We start from the raw sequence: 15112 nt of genomic DNA on the forward strand, positions 1-15112 counted from the left end.
ATATCCACTTTGTGAAGCTTTTGGCAAATCCTGCTGGAACTCAAATCCGTTTTTGGTTTTGATTTTCGCATAATAACTTTTGCCTTCAATTGGTAAAATTTGCAATTTTCCCATACCATCATGCACACTTTCGAAAGTGGAAACTAATTCATTGTCGGAATCGTAAATTTCGCCTTTAATATCTATTGGTTTTCCGTTTAAATCAACGGCTTTGAAACCAATCACACTAGCTACATTTTCTATAAGCGAGCCGCCTTCCGGAAAGAAATCAACTCGAAATGTATTTTGCTTAGTTACTACTTTTTCAGAAATTTTAGTTTCTAAAGGAATCTTTTGTGATGTTTTTAATTTATCATGCGATTCAAAAACATCAATAACTTCGATATCTTTTTTGAAAACAAAATCATCCCCGAAATTCCGATTCCAGTTGGTGTAAGCTCTTAATTGATAAGTTCCTGGTTTTATTCCAAGAGAATCCTGCAATTGAAAATCGCCATGACCTAAACCCATTGCTAATTGAGTTTTGTTTCGGGCAATGATTTTTGCATCGGGTGAAATCAATTCGACATATAAAATACCACTTAGATCAAAAAGCAAATTATTAGAAGCCCGAACCACATACGCCTTGTACCACAAATCTTCTCCTGTAAAATAGACGTTTCTATCTGTGTGCAGGTAGATTTTTTCGATATCCAAAATACTTTTTGATTCTTGAGCTTTTGAAAATACTGTTATCATTAACAATACTAAAAGTTGAAATAAAATATGTGTTTTTTTGGAAATAAAAACGTCAGGCATTTGAATGTTTTTTTTAAAATTAAACAAAAACTATTTCCCTTCTATAAAATCATTTTCTTCTTTGGATAACAATATTGAATTTGCAGTTGTAATATTATCTTTGGGCAAATTTTGATAAATAGGTTTTGATAAATTAATCAGCCCCACATTCTTAACTTTTTCTATTTGAGTATTTTTTAAAACAAATAAATTGTTTTTCAAATTTCCCTGATGAATACTGTCATTATATGTAATATTAAAATCGGCACTAACTTCAAAAGAGTTTAAAGCCCATTGATTACTCGTGTTTTTTCTAAAATTTAGTTTTGAAACAGAATTAATAGTTTCATACGAAAACTCTTTATGACCTCTGACAGTAAAATTCTTAGTGATTCTATTTTTATTTTCCACTTCATAAATAAATGAAATGATAGCTTTGGTCTTTTTATCAAAAATAATTTTCCCCTTACTTCTATAGGAATAACTATAAGTTCTTTTCCAATCAGACGTAAAAGAAACAATCAATTCATTTTCAGTAGAATTTTCTACAACAGCCTCAAGATCTGGATTATATTTTATAAAATTAACCAGAAAGCTATTCAGGTAAATAGAACTAATTAGATTTTTTGTATTTATAAATCCGCTATTCGAAGGGATATTTTCTTTCGGAATATCCGTAAAAACATCCATCGGATTATTGATATTATAATCGATGGCACCTAAACGCATTTTTAAATCACTTAAATGTTTGATTTTATAACTTTTACTCCACCAATTCACCTTAGTCAATATCAATCTTTTCAATTTATTGTCTATTGAAAGTGTTTCTTTAAAATTACATTCTTTTTCAAAAGCCTTATTCTCATACAAATTTTCATAATTTTTAAGTACAAAAAGTAATGCTTTATTTAGATTAAAAGAACCTACAACAACTTCATCGAGATTAATTAATTTTGGAATTAAATAAACAATATTTGAAGTTTGTAAATTTTTCGCATTGATAATCCTTTCCTGATAAGCAATGTGCGAAATTTTTAAATCATTATCCCAAATTCTTATGTTTGCTTTTCCATCTGCATTTGTAAAAGTACCTTCCTGAATTTCCGGATAATAAATATTTACGGTTTCAATGGGTAATTTCGTAGTACTGTCTAACACTAAAATTTCTCTGTATTGAGAATAGGAAACCATATTTATAAGTAACATAAAAACCTTAAAATACACTTTTGTTGTTTTCATTTGTTATAAATTTATTTTATCTTAATAAACAAATTCAAAGTTGTTATTTCTTAATAGAATAATAAGTATTTCGTACCACAGGAATTCCACTGCCTGTAATACCTTCTAAGGCTACTTTTACTTTAGTTTCAACACTACTATTAAAGTAATTCATACTCATATTTCCAGTTTTATCAGGATGTACATAAGGATTCCAATAAATCGTATTTCTTACGACTGTATTTTTATCCAACTCTGGATTGAGTTTTTCAGGATCTAACGAATAAAAAACTCTGGCTGCGTAAAATCCTTCCATTCTTTTGCTAATAGAACTAAATTGATTTTTGGAAGGTTGATTTCCAGAAAACGATTTGGTCCAAATTGCAATAAGACCATATGGTGATTCTTCACCATACCACTTTACTCCCTTAATATCTGCGGTGGCCCATATACTCCCAATATCTGAAAGTGAAATATTAGAAATTTCATTCAAAAGAACTATCTGACCATCCAATGTAAAAAGTGGAGGTTCCTTATAATTTAAAAATCTAACAAAATTCTTAAAGGGGGTGACATCTGGAATTTTTTTAGAAAGAAGATCAAAAATATTGAGATATGAATCTGTATCTGCACCTCGATTATATGTAAAACCTCGAGCTCCAACCCAAAAATCAAAAGGCTGTACTCTATTTTCCTTGCCAACTATGGCAACTTCGCTCAAAACACCTTCAGGTTTAAGATTTAAACCAGTATATTTTTTAAACACATTTTCGATCGCTATCTGCGTTGTTTCAGTAAAATTAATTGATTCGTTTTTAAAAAAAATTGGCAATCGAGCTTGTTCAATGGGATCCAATACAATTTCTCCTGCAAACTTTCCTTTTTCATTTCTAGCGTTCAACTGCATATTTGTCTTTCCTGAAAACATCAGTTTTTCAAATTGGAAACGTCCAATCGAATCGGTCACCGCACTGAAAATCCCATTATTTTTTTCTCCCATTAAAGCCAAAGTTACATTATTATTTACCAATGGTTTGTCAGCAAAAAGTTGTTTCACTCTGCCGGAAATAGTAATTCCTTTTTCTGCTTTATAACTGTTTTTATCATCAATTTTTGGCGAAATTTTCCAAACAAAATCACGCCAGCCCTGAGTTAATAATAAATTGTCTAAATGTTCTAATCGTTTTAGATTATTGGAGTCAAAATAATATGCAGGATGATAGACTTTTCCCCTAATATCGGATTCCATTAAGAAATACGAACAAATATTAGAATCATAATTATCCTCTTCTACTCCATTTGTATCGGTTACACTCAAAGAAAAACTGGCAGATTTTCCTTCTCCCGATTTTGATTTTGAAGAAACATTCAACGTTACTTTTTCTTCTGGTTGATAGCTCGTTTTATCAATGGAAAATTGAACTTCTAAATCGGGTTCTTTCTCAAAATAAACTAAGCGTTCACTTTGCGGTTTGTTTACATTATCAAACAAAGTAATTTGGCTAATGCCATCGGGAATTTTATCTTTTGGCAATTCAAAAGAAAGACTGGTTTCAGTTAAGGTTTGTGTGGTTTCTAAATAGGAAACTCCTCTGGATTTACAAATTACAATCAAAGTTGCATTTGGATTTTGGACTAAAGTTTGCTGATTTGTATTAATCGTTACAATGTTTCTCCCCTTAAAATTGCGATAACTTAGGGCATATCCACTTTGTGAAGCTTTTGGCAAATCCTGCTGGAACTCAAATCCGTTTTTGGTTTTGATTTTTGCATAATAACTTTTGCCTTCAATGGGTAGCAATTGCGTTTTTCCCATGCCGTCATGCACACTTTCAAAAGTACTGACTAATTCATTGTCGGAATCGTAAATTGTGCCTGTTATTGCAATTGGTTTTCCGTTTAAATCAACGGCTTTGAAACCAATCACACTAGCTACATTTTCTAATAATGAACCACTTTCAGGGAAAAAAGCGATTTTATATGGATTATTGGTAAAATTTCTCTTTTTTAGGGATTTAGATTCTGTTACATTATTTTGAACTGATTGTGATTTATCATGAGATTCGAAAAGATCAATGATTTCAATATCTTTTTTAAAAACAAAATCATCACCGAAATTCCTATTCCAGTTAGTATAGGCTCTTAATTGGTATTTCCCGGGTTTAACATCAAGTGAATCCTGCAACTGAAAATCGCCATGCCCTAATCCCATCTCTAAACTGGTCTTATTTCGAATAATTATATCTGAATTTGAGGAAATCAATTCGACATATAAAATACCACTTAAATCAAAAAGCAAATTATTAGAAGCCCTTACCACATAAGCCTTATACCATAAATCTTCTCCTGTAAAATAGACGTTTCTATCTGTGTGCAGGTAGATTTTTTCGATATCGGGCATGGATTTTTGTTCTTGGGCAGGAGCCCAAAAAAAAGTAAAAAACAATCCCAAAAGCAAAAACCAGAATGGCTTTTTGTAACAAAAAGAGACTTCAATCATTTAGCTAAATTTAAGTATTCAACAAAAAAAGATTAAAGAGAAATTGAATTTTCTAAAAAATATACAATTGTAATTTAAATTCAACCTTCTCTAAACAATTATTTTAGCCAACAATTATCAAGCCATTTATTACAAAATATATGTTAATTATTAAGAAAAGTTTTAAAATCAAGTTCAAAACGTAATTTTAGAAAAACCACATATAAAAAAAATGGGAATCATGTAGAAATTAAAATTCCACGATTCCCGATTTCATCTGACTAAAATTAGCGGTACAATACCACATTTCAGTCAGGAAGTACTATATTTTTAAACCAGCTCTTTGAAAAATTGCTTTAAAATAACATCGTTTTCTGTTGTGGGTGTAAATACTTCTAAAATGGCTGCCTTTGTGTTTTGTGCATACAATTGCTTCAAACCACTTTTTAAACTGTTTTCATCTGCAGCTGTTATGTATTCCAAACCATACATTTTAGCCAGATGCTCAGCTGTTAAACCATGCGAAGTTTCGAAAAAAGTATTAAAAACAGCATTCTCTTCATGACCCGGCAAAATCCTGAAAATACCTCCACCTCCGTTATTAATGATAATAATTTTGAAATTCTTGGGAATGTAATTATTCCACAAGGCATTGCTATCGTATAAAAAACTCACATCTCCGGTAATAAAAACCGTTGGTTTTTTACTTGCCAATGCTGCTCCAATAGCCGTAGAAGTACTGCCGTCAATTCCGCTCGTTCCACGATTGCAATAAACCTCAACAGAAGAATCAATAGCTATTAATTGCGCATAACGAATGGCTGCACTGTTGCTAATTTGCAATTGGCTGTTTTTAGGTAAACTTTTAATTACTGTATTAAAAACCGCAAAATCAGAAAAAGGTATTTTAGCTAAATAAAGCTCTTGTTTCTCTTTTCGAAGCAATTGAATACGCTTGTTTTTTTCGAAATAATCACTTTTTACAGCTGTAGTTAAAGGCAAAAAGCTTTCAAAAAAAGTATTCGGATTAACTTCGAAATGTTTTGTCAAAACCCCAAAAGTATCATAGGCTCGTAAAGAATCAATATGCCAATGCTGTTTTGGTTTGTACTTACGTAAAAAGGCTTTGATGCGTTTAGACACAATCATTCCACCAAAAGTAACTAAGATTTCCGGGCAGAAATCTTCAAAATCACCATTATCAAACGGTGTAATGATAGTATCAATATTCGAAATAAAATCAGGATGATATAAATTCGAAGTGGTTTCAGTCATCACTACCACCGATTCATCATTAGCTAAAGTTTCAATAGTTGCATTCGAAACAGAATTAGGATTGTTTACTCCTGCCAAAACCAATTTCTTAGTCGATTGATTCCAAATTTCAACAAAACTAGTCAAATCTTCCAAAGGAGTTAGCGGGTTCAAACTTGCAAAATGATGCACCATCACATCAACAGAAAGTTCTGAAACTGTTTCATACAAAGGCTCTTCAAAAGGGGCATTAATATGTACCGGTCCTTTTTTATAAAACGCTACATCTATGGCTTCGTTGATTTTACAATCGTTTTCTTTGGACGCTTCTTCGGTCAAATTAGCATTGTAAAGCGAATGATTTGCAAAAACATTTTCCTGACGGATGGTTTGACCATCGCCAATATCAATCTTACTTTGCGGTCTGTCTGCCGAAATAACAATCAATGGAATCTGACTGTAAAAAGCTTCAGCAATGGCGGGATAATAATTCAATAATGCCGAACCTGAAGTACATAAAACTGCTACGGGACGCTTGATTTGCTGGGCAATTCCCATAGCAAAAAATGCGGCACAGCGCTCATCAGCAATACTATAGCAGTTAAAATCAGGATTAGAGGCAAAACCTATGGTTAATGGTGCATTTCTGGAACCTGGAGAAATGACGATATCGACGATTCCTTTGGCTAAACAAATCTGAAGAATGCTTTGCGCTAAAGGTATTTTGGGGTAAATCATTGTTATTATTTCAAAAAAATCAAAGATACAAAGTTGCAGTGCTTTTTTCTTTATTTCAAACTGATTTTTTATACTTATCAAGCATTATAAAGATAAGAGAATTTAGAAAACAGATTTTTTTAAAACCACATAAGTCATATAAGTTTTAAGCTCAAAGCTTATATGACTTATGTGGTTAAAATTATTTTATCAAGAAGCTCATAAGTAAACATAGTATTTTCTCAATAGTAAAAACTAAAGAAAAATAAAAAAAGCGATTTCTAAATTCAATTAAAAATCGCTTTTGCTAAAACTATATATAAATACAACTTATTGTTTAATCCAGTTTACAATTTCCGGAGCATCCGGTTTAGTTTTAGAAAAATACACTTCTACTAAATGTCCTTTTTCGTCAATCAGGTATTTTTGAAAATTCCATTTTACTTCAGAATCTTTCACTCCGTTTTTGTCTTTTTGAGTTAAAAACTGATAAATCGGACTCATATCAGCACCTTTTACTGAGATTTTAGCCATCATTGGAAAAGTTACTCCGTAATTTAATTTACAGAAAGTCTCAATCTCTTTATTGGTTCCCGGTTCTTGTCCGTTAAAATTGTTTGCCGGAAAACCTACAATTGTAAAACCTTTGTCTTTATATTCTTTATAAATCGCTTCCAGTTGCTCGTACTGTGGCGTATACCCACATTTTGAAGCCGTGTTGACAATCAATACTTTTTTGCCTTTTAGTTTCGAAAAATCAAAAGTTTCTCCTGATAAATCTTCGACTTTAAACTGATAAATACTTTGGGTATCCACTGCTTTTTCTTTTTTTACTTTATCTGTCTTTTTACTTTGTGCCTCAATATTTCCGCTTAAAAACAATAAGGCAGTACAAAGGCTAAATACAATTTTTTTCATAGGTTTCTTTTTGGATAAAATTAATCAAATCAATTCTTTTTTACAGTCGAAAAGTTAACAAAAACTGTACCTTTTTAGAATCGATAGGTGATTTTAGCTTTTAAATTAAAAGGTGTTCCCGGAGTAAAATGAATTTCATCAACAGGATTTGCTTCATTTTTTAATCTTGATTCGGTTGCAAACTGGGTTTCGTTCCATTCGGTATTGAATAAATTTTGAATGGTAAAACCAAAACTAACATTTTTAAAATCGTAATTCAAATTCATATCGGTCACAAAATAGCCTTCGGCCACAATAGAATTATCTTCGTTTGCCGGACGACTCTTTAAATAACGATAACGTATTCCACCTGAAAAACGGTGCCAGTTCTGAAAACTTATCCCTCCTGCTGTAGTAAAATCAGGCGATAACGGAACATAATCCTGTCCTTTAGGTTCGTCGATACTTCTGGCAAAAGTATAATTGGCATCCGAATAGATATACAAAATCTCATTTAAATGATAACGTATTCCAAAATCGGCTCCCATTCTTTTAGTTCTTCCACTTGGCTCAATAGTTCCTCCATCGCCGGAATACACAAATTCCTGTTGCAGATACATGTACCACAAAGCCGAGTTGATGATTAAATTGTGTGATGGTTTCCAAATTGTCCCAATATCAGTCCCAACAGCTGTTGGCAACGTTTTATATCCGTTATTTTCAACCACAACGCGGGTATCATTCGAATGAAAGCCCATTCCTGATTTTAAAAAAAGCTGCAAATTGTTATTGTGAGAATAAATAAAATTCAATTTTGGAGACAATTTCACTTCGCTTTCTGATTGATTCGCATAGGTATCGCTTAATTTATCCTGATAATTAAATTTAAAATAGTCGAAACGCAAGCCTGGATTAATCATCCATTTCCCGAAAACAAATTCTGAATTCAAATAAGCATATTGGTTGCTTTCATCGATATCTCCTAATTTAATACGCTCCAGTGTTGTTTTTCGATTCAAAGTATGCGACAATTCACTGTCTTTTGTAGCATCGGCTCTAAAACCAAGTCCTAATTGGTAATTGATATCCCAAACGTTATTTTTAATTTTTTTATTGATTTCAGCATTCATTCCATAAAGCATCCTGCTTTCTTTTTGCCTGATTTGGTCTCCATTTACCGGATCATTTAAGAAAAACGTAAAATTCGAATACAGTTCTAAAGCATATTTACTTAAAAAAGTATTGACTTTTACGAAGGTATTTTTATCTATTGGTTTCACCAAAGATGCAATAATATTACTTCTGGAAGTGTTTCCTCCCTCGGTATCATCAACTGCACCAAATCTGGAAATAGTGCCATTATCTGTTAATCGCTGTGGAATTTGCCCGGAAGCATCCCACTTACTCGAAAAATGCGATGCCGAAATCGAAAATTTACTATTCAATCCTAAGAGATAAGTGTATTTCCCTTGTAAATTAAACCGATTAAAATTTTGAGGCGATTCAAAAGGGCCATCAGTCAAAAAATACTCTGTAGCAATATAAGCTCTTTGATTTTTTTCATTATTCAAAAGATTAAACAAACCCACAGTACGTTTCATATTAAACTGCCCTGCTTCAACACTAATACTACTATTATCCAGTTTTTCTTTAGTTTGAAAACCTACATATCCCGCTGTTGCAAAATCACCTTTATTGGCATAATACGTTCCTTTGCCATAATCAATTTTGTCTACTGTTTCCGGGATGACAAAATGCAAATCGGCATAACCCTGACCATGCGCATGCGAAACCATATTCACCGGCATTCCATCGACTGAAATAGCAACATCGGTCCCATGATCAATATCAAAACCTCTTAAAAACATTTGTTCGCTCTTACCTCCGCCAGCATGCTGACCAATAAACAATCCGGGTACTTTTTGCAAAATTTCCTGAGATGTATTAACAGGCGAAGTTTGTAAATCTATTTTCGAAATCAGGTTCATCGCCGAAAGTTTGTGCTGAATGACCACATCATTTAATTTCAAAACACCATCAGCTAATACGATCTTATTCTCCCCTTCAACAACAGTATGATTTTTAATTTTAAAACCTAAAGCAGTAATCCTTAATACATCACCAATATTGGTTTTCTCAATTACAAAAGCCCCTGATTCATCTGTATGAGAGTGCATCTCCGAAGTTGGATTGTAAATAAAAGCATTGGTAACAGCGTTTCCGTATTCGTCAAGAACAACCGCTTTTTGCGTTTGAGAAAAAGAATAAAAACTAATGAGAAAGATAAATGCTGTTAAAAGCGGTTTCATAAAACTTTATATAAATTGGGGTGACTGTTAAATAATCTTCAAACGCCAAATATAAAATGACTACTTATAAGTAGCATCCTGTATCTAATCAAAATGTTTAATTTTAAAATTAACTAAAATAAAAATAAGATTTTTATTCCTCTATTTTAATAAAACCAATACTATTCTAAATAAGTTTACCTAAGTTTGTAATGCAAAAACATAAAAACGATGAGTCAGGACGAATTATTAATTTTAATCTATAGAAAGGACGAAAAAGCCTTTACGCATCTTTATGATATGTATGCCAAAAGTTTATTCGCTGTGATTAGTACTCTTATCAAAAATACCGAAGAAGCTGAAGATGTGCTACAAGAAGTTTTTGTTAAAATATGGAAAAACTTAGACAGTTATAACGAAAACAAAGGACGTTTTTACACTTGGATTCTAAACATAGCCCGTAACACTTCCATTGACCGATTACGTTCTAAAAACTTTAACAACAGTCAAAAAAACCTTTCTACAGATAATTTCGTAAATCTATTAGAAGACAGTAATAAACTTGTAAACAAAGTAGATGGAATAGGAATGGAGGAATTTATCAAAAGATTGAAGCCAAAATGTATCCAAATAATAGACTTATTGTTTTTTAAAGGTTATACTCAACAGGAAGCTGCGGATGAGTTGGAAATTCCATTAGGAACCGTAAAAACGCACAACAGAAACTGTATTAATGATTTAAGAAACTATTTGAAAGTATAGTACAATGGAAACGAAAGAATATATAGAATCAGGTATCTTAGAACTTTATGTTTACGGCTCATTATCAGAAGCCGAAAGCGAAGAAGTAGCCGCAATGGCCAAAAAATATCCTGAAATAAATGCCGAAATTATAGCAATTGAAAAATCAATTTTAGCGTTATCTTCCAGTTTTTCACCATTTCAGTCAGCAGAAAATTACGCTCAAATAAAAGAAAAACTAAATCTAAAAGCAGCTGAAGTAATCCCAATGAAGCCTAAGAAAAATTGGGCAGCTGTTATAGGCTGGGCAGCTGCTGTTGTATTGTTGGCCGGTATTGGCTTTCTGTACACTCAATTGGAACAAACCCAAACTGCTGTAGCAAACGCTACTATTGAAAAGACCAAAATTGAAAAAGAACGCGAAGAATTAGCACTTAAAAAAGCAGCTATTGAAAATAATTTGGCAATAATTAAAGATGAAAAAAATACTGTAGTTACTCTTACCGGTCAAACTGTAGCCCCGGAATGTTCGGCAAAAATATATTGGAACAAAGAAACTCAAAAAGTCTATGTTGATGCTTCGGGATTACCAGAACCACCTAAAGGGATGGTATACCAAGTCTGGTCTATTACATTAAACCCTTTAACTCCTAGCAGCATTGGATTATTGGAAAACTTTAAAGACAATGAACAACACTTCTTTACGGTACAAGCTACACTCGATGCACAGGCATTTGGAATTACCCTTGAACCTGCCGGAGGAAGTATAGCACCTACTATGGAACAGCTGTATGTTTTGGGGAAAGTGTAATATTCTAAACATTTCTTATATGCTCTTAAATTCGAACAATAGTCAAAAACTTATATGACTTATATGTTTCAAAAAAAATCAAAAAGGCTTTCATTCGAAAGTCTTTTTTTGTTTTATAAAGTTCTAATTACATTGAGTATATTTGCACAATTATAATTTTCATGAACTACACACTTCTTTCCTCTCCTCTTCAGGGATTTACTGATTTTCGTTTTAGAAATGCCCAAAACAAATACTTTGGAGGAATCGACACTTTTTATTCGCCTTACATTCGTTTAAACGGAAAATTAGTTATTAAATCTTCTTACCAACGAGATTTACTTCCTGAAAACAATACAGGTTTGGAAGTCATTCCGCAGGTGATTACTAATGATGCCGACGAATTTTTATTTGTTTCTAAATACGTTCAGGAATTAGGTTATAAGGAACTCAATTGGAATTTAGGCTGTCCTTATCCGATGGTAACCAAATCAGGAATGGGTTCGGGATTAATTTGTCAAACCCAAAAAATTGATGATATACTTAAAAGGGTACATTCAGAATCAGATATTCTTGTTTCAATGAAAATGCGTTTAGGCTATGACAATGCCGACGAAATTCTGAATGTTTTACCACTTTTAGAACAATATCCAATCAAAAACGTAGCAATTCATGCCCGCATTGGCAAACAATTATACAACGGAGGAGTGAACTTAGACGGCTTCCAACAATGCGTAGACAACACTAAATTAAAGTTATATTACAATGGCGATATCACTTCGGTTTCTCAGTTCCATAAAATACAGGAACGTTTCCCGACCATAGACCATTGGATGATTGGTCGTGGTTTAATTGCTGATCCGTTTTTACCGGGCATGATTAAAAACAACAGCTCGGAATATCCATCCAATAAAATGGAATTATTCAGCGATTTTCACGACACCTTATACGCCGGTTACAGCGAATCCTTATCGGGAGCAACACATATTTTATTGAAAATGCACCATTTATGGGAGTATTTTTCGGTTATCTTTTCAAATCCGCATAAAGTTCATAAGAAAATTAAAAAAGCCAAAAGCATTCGAAATTATGAGCAGGCAGTAAGAGAGATTATTAAGGAGGGGTAAACATTTTTTTTTTTTTAAACACTTCCCAAATTCAAAAAAATTTCTCGAATAAACCTACCCCTTTAACAACCTCATATCTACTTCTCTGTCCACATAAGTCCATTCTTCTGTTTTTCGCAAAGCATATAATAATTCTTCGAAAGCTTCTTCGTCTGAAGGGGCATATTCAAACCAGGTTAAAAAATCAAAAGCTTCACCTATGTCACGACTGTGAAATAATTTTCGAGCGATGGCCGGCAAATATTTTAATCCGGTTTGGGTGTGCTTAGAGGACTCCTCCATGATTTTTCTTCTTTCATCCTGAGCGAGATTCCACCATTCATCCGATTTTCGCAAAGGAATAAATGCTGCCCGACTTGCTGATGGTCTTCCTAAATCTTCCTGAATAGCTATCAGTTTTTCTTTTTCGGCTTTCTCTGTATATCTAAGGTTACTAATAATACCTTTTAAAGTCCAAATCCCCTCATTTCCTCTAACAAGCGAACTTGAAATTTTATCAATATGAGTAATTTCGGACAGCGAATCCCCTTTAAGAGTTGTCATTTTTAGTACTTCCCATTCTCCTGATGTACCTCCTACGAAATCAAAAATTGTGCTACTCATTAAGTAATTAATTTAAAGTTATTATTCGAAACTAAATTTAAAAAACACCTAAAAATCCCTATCGCAAGACTACGACAGGGATTTAAAAACAAACAAAACAAATTAAACTAAACTAAAACTCTTGTAATTTTATTTTTATGCCTTCAATATCAAATTTTTATCCTGTTTTTTTCAAACTTTTATTAGTATTGAACAGATAAGACTTCTTCGTATAAAAATCAATTTTATTAAAAAGGGTCTCCGGATTAAATGGCTTACTGATATAATCATTCATTCCTGATTTTAATACTTCTGCTTTCACATCGCCTACCGCCGAAGCAGTAAGGGCTATAATAGGAAGTTCCCGGTATTTTCCTTTTAATTTTCTAATTTCCCGTGTTGCTTCATAACCATCCATTACTGGCATTTGCAAATCCATCAAAACCAAATCATAATTTGTTTGTTTGACTTTTTCCAAGGCAATTAATCCGTTTTCGGCCTTATCACTTTCAATATTCCATAATTTGAAAAACTGTTTGACCAATAGCACATTAATCTTATTATCATCAACTATCAGTATGCGTAATCCTTTGAGTGCATTTTCCTGAACATTTAGCAGCTTAGGTTCATTAACATCAACATAATCAGGAATAACGGAATAAGAGGCACTGAAATCCATATTTAAATGAAAAGAAAAACGACTTCCTTTTCCTGGCTTACTATCCAAATGTATACTGCTTCCCTGAAGTTCTATTAACCGTTTCGATATTGCCAGTCCTAATCCTGTACCTCCATATTTTCGGCTGGTCTCTGAACTAGCCTGTGTGAAAGATTCAAAAATTAATTCCTGTTTCTCTTTGGCAATACCTATACCGGTATCTTTAACCTCAAAAACGATATCCATACTATTACATTCATAGCTTTGAGAAACTACTGTTGCACTGATAACAACTTTACCTGTCTCGGTAAATTTAACAGCATTACTGGCAAGATTAGTCAAAATTTGCCCCAACCGAACCGGATCTCCCATAACCATTTCCGGAAGTTTATCATCTAAGCTTACCTTTAATAAAATCCCTTTTTTTCTGGCTTTTTCAATTAGAGCACCTTTAATATTATATATTAACTCTTTAATATTAAAATCTACTTTTTCAAAGTCAATTTTGCCGGCTTCAATTTTACTGAAATCTAAAATATCGTTTATTAAGACCAGCAGATTATCACCTGAATATTTAATCATTTTTAAATGCTCAATTTGGTCTTTTCTTGCATTTTGAAGCAAAATCGTTGTAAAACCAAGCACTGCATTCATAGGAGTACGGATTTCATGACTCATCGTCGAAAGAAAATTAGCTTTTGCAATAGCAGCTTGTTCCGCTCGGATTAATTCCTCCTTAACTTCTTTTTGTTCGGTGATTATCTCCGTAAACATAACCAGACCGCCAATTCTTTCTTTATCTTCATACCAGGGTCTGATTTCCCATTTCATCCATTCGACATTTCCATCCGGACGAATGAAAGAATCTTCATCATTTTTTATTATTTCTCCTGCAAGGCATCGCTTATAATTGGCTTTCCAATAACCATGGGTAATTTCGGGAAATAATTCATCATGGCTTTTTCCAATAACATCCTGTTCTTCTAACTTATATGTGGTTTTCCAAACCTTGCTGACTGAAATATATCGCATATCCATATCCAGCATAGCAATGGCAACGGGTGTATATTCGATAAAAGTTTTAAGCTGATTTTTTTCATAAAGGATTTTCTCCCCTGCCTTTCTCTTTCTTAGTTTATTTTTTTCGTAAAGATTTCTTCGTTGTATAACCAGCCATGCATTTACAATTACTGCAAAAATTGATATGCAACGATTAGCAATTACCATCCAATTTGTTTGTGGCGTATAAAAAATAGCCAATTTTAAAAAAATCAAAAATGAAACAACAATGGCAAAAGTGATAATGGTCTTTTTTGTTTCTCTACTGATTAATAAAAAATTAAACATATACAAAACTCCAATAACAACACCCAGCGGAAGGGAAAGATCAACACAAAAAACAATTGCCGCCCCGGCTGCTCCATAAAGTTGTGCCTTGTTTATTTTAAAATTGATTCCCATTTTTATAATTTCCTTCTGACAGAAACACTTCTTTGTGCCTCTAAAAAAACTGATTTATAGTAATAAAGGCTAAAAAATTAAGTTTCTAATACCAAAACTTACTGTTTTAAAACTTAATTTTTC

Annotated in this window: 11 protein-coding genes; 3 read left to right on the forward strand and 8 right to left on the reverse strand. The window is 32.7% G+C overall.

The features are described from left to right. The 6 genes from BLR17_RS16515 to BLR17_RS15055 all read right to left on the reverse strand — a co-directional run. On the reverse strand, positions 1 to 798 hold a 798-nt coding region (locus tag BLR17_RS16515; RefSeq protein ID WP_217635911.1), incomplete at its 3' end, for a hypothetical protein. Positions 799 to 828: 30 nt separating this feature from the next. Next, a complete protein-coding gene (locus BLR17_RS15035) occupies positions 829 to 2016 on the reverse strand; it encodes a carboxypeptidase-like regulatory domain-containing protein (RefSeq protein ID WP_066325964.1) in 1188 nt (395 codons plus the stop codon). Between the two features lie 43 nt (positions 2017 to 2059). Continuing rightward, the gene (locus BLR17_RS15040) at positions 2060 to 4396 is read right to left on the reverse strand and encodes a hypothetical protein (protein WP_139148984.1); all 2337 of its coding nucleotides are present in this window, start codon (positions 4394 to 4396) and stop codon (positions 2060 to 2062) included. A gap of 408 nt (positions 4397 to 4804) precedes the next feature. Then, complete coding sequence (gene menD / locus BLR17_RS15045; RefSeq protein ID WP_066325855.1) at positions 4805 to 6466, reverse strand: 2-succinyl-5-enolpyruvyl-6-hydroxy-3-cyclohexene-1-carboxylic-acid synthase; 1662 nt, start codon at positions 6464 to 6466, stop codon at positions 4805 to 4807. A gap of 309 nt (positions 6467 to 6775) precedes the next feature. Continuing rightward, positions 6776 to 7363, reverse strand: coding sequence for a glutathione peroxidase (locus BLR17_RS15050; RefSeq protein WP_066325854.1), 588 nt, complete (start codon positions 7361 to 7363; stop codon positions 6776 to 6778). A gap of 74 nt (positions 7364 to 7437) precedes the next feature. Beyond that, on the reverse strand, positions 7438 to 9651 hold the full coding sequence (locus tag BLR17_RS15055) for a TonB-dependent receptor (RefSeq protein WP_066325849.1): 2214 nt from the start codon (positions 9649 to 9651) through the stop codon (positions 7438 to 7440). A 210-nt stretch (positions 9652 to 9861) separates the two neighbouring features. Between BLR17_RS15055 and BLR17_RS15060 the strand changes: the two genes are divergently transcribed. From BLR17_RS15060 to BLR17_RS15070, 3 genes are all read left to right on the forward strand, one after another. Beyond that, positions 9862 to 10392: an RNA polymerase sigma factor gene (locus BLR17_RS15060; RefSeq protein WP_066325847.1), complete on the forward strand. Its 531-nt coding sequence runs from the start codon at positions 9862 to 9864 to the stop codon at positions 10390 to 10392. 4 nt (positions 10393 to 10396) lie between these two features. After that, positions 10397 to 11182: an anti-sigma factor gene (locus BLR17_RS15065; RefSeq protein WP_066325845.1), complete on the forward strand. Its 786-nt coding sequence runs from the start codon at positions 10397 to 10399 to the stop codon at positions 11180 to 11182. Between the two features lie 161 nt (positions 11183 to 11343). Further along, positions 11344 to 12288 (forward strand): tRNA dihydrouridine synthase, encoded by a 945-nt coding sequence (locus BLR17_RS15070; RefSeq protein ID WP_066325843.1) that lies wholly within the window; start codon positions 11344 to 11346, stop codon positions 12286 to 12288. 54 nt (positions 12289 to 12342) lie between these two features. On the opposite strand, the gene BLR17_RS15075 is transcribed toward BLR17_RS15070, so the two are convergent. After that, entirely contained in the window at positions 12343 to 12891 is a 549-nt protein-coding gene (locus tag BLR17_RS15075) for a chlorite dismutase family protein (protein ID WP_066325841.1), read from the reverse strand. A 157-nt stretch (positions 12892 to 13048) separates the two neighbouring features. Next, on the reverse strand, positions 13049 to 14989 hold the full coding sequence (locus BLR17_RS15080; protein ID WP_066325839.1) for a PAS domain-containing hybrid sensor histidine kinase/response regulator: 1941 nt from the start codon (positions 14987 to 14989) through the stop codon (positions 13049 to 13051). Positions 14990 to 15112: the final 123 nt, after the last annotated feature.

The sequence above is a fragment of the Flavobacterium glycines genome, from assembly GCF_900100165.1.
GTDB classification, from domain to species: Bacteria; Bacteroidota; Bacteroidia; order Flavobacteriales; family Flavobacteriaceae; genus Flavobacterium; species Flavobacterium glycines.

Excerpts from the sequence above, each read along its gene's own strand:
- BLR17_RS15035 (WP_066325964.1), bottom strand. The coding sequence starts at position 2,016 with ATGAAAACAACAAAAGTGTATTTTAAGGTTTTTATGTTACTTATAAAT.
- BLR17_RS15050 (WP_066325854.1), bottom strand. The coding sequence starts at position 7,363 with ATGAAAAAAATTGTATTTAGCCTTTGTACTGCCTTATTGTTTTTAAGC.
- BLR17_RS15060 (WP_066325847.1), top strand. The coding sequence starts at position 9,862 with ATGAGTCAGGACGAATTATTAATTTTAATCTATAGAAAGGACGAAAAA.
- menD (WP_066325855.1), bottom strand. The coding sequence starts at position 6,466 with ATGATTTACCCCAAAATACCTTTAGCGCAAAGCATTCTTCAGATTTGT.
- BLR17_RS15080 (WP_066325839.1), bottom strand. The coding sequence starts at position 14,989 with ATGGGAATCAATTTTAAAATAAACAAGGCACAACTTTATGGAGCAGCC.
- BLR17_RS15055 (WP_066325849.1), bottom strand. The coding sequence starts at position 9,651 with ATGAAACCGCTTTTAACAGCATTTATCTTTCTCATTAGTTTTTATTCT.
- BLR17_RS15065 (WP_066325845.1), top strand. The coding sequence starts at position 10,397 with ATGGAAACGAAAGAATATATAGAATCAGGTATCTTAGAACTTTATGTT.
- BLR17_RS15040 (WP_139148984.1), bottom strand. The coding sequence starts at position 4,396 with ATGCCCGATATCGAAAAAATCTACCTGCACACAGATAGAAACGTCTAT.
- BLR17_RS15070 (WP_066325843.1), top strand. The coding sequence starts at position 11,344 with ATGAACTACACACTTCTTTCCTCTCCTCTTCAGGGATTTACTGATTTT.
- BLR17_RS15075 (WP_066325841.1), bottom strand. The coding sequence starts at position 12,891 with ATGAGTAGCACAATTTTTGATTTCGTAGGAGGTACATCAGGAGAATGG.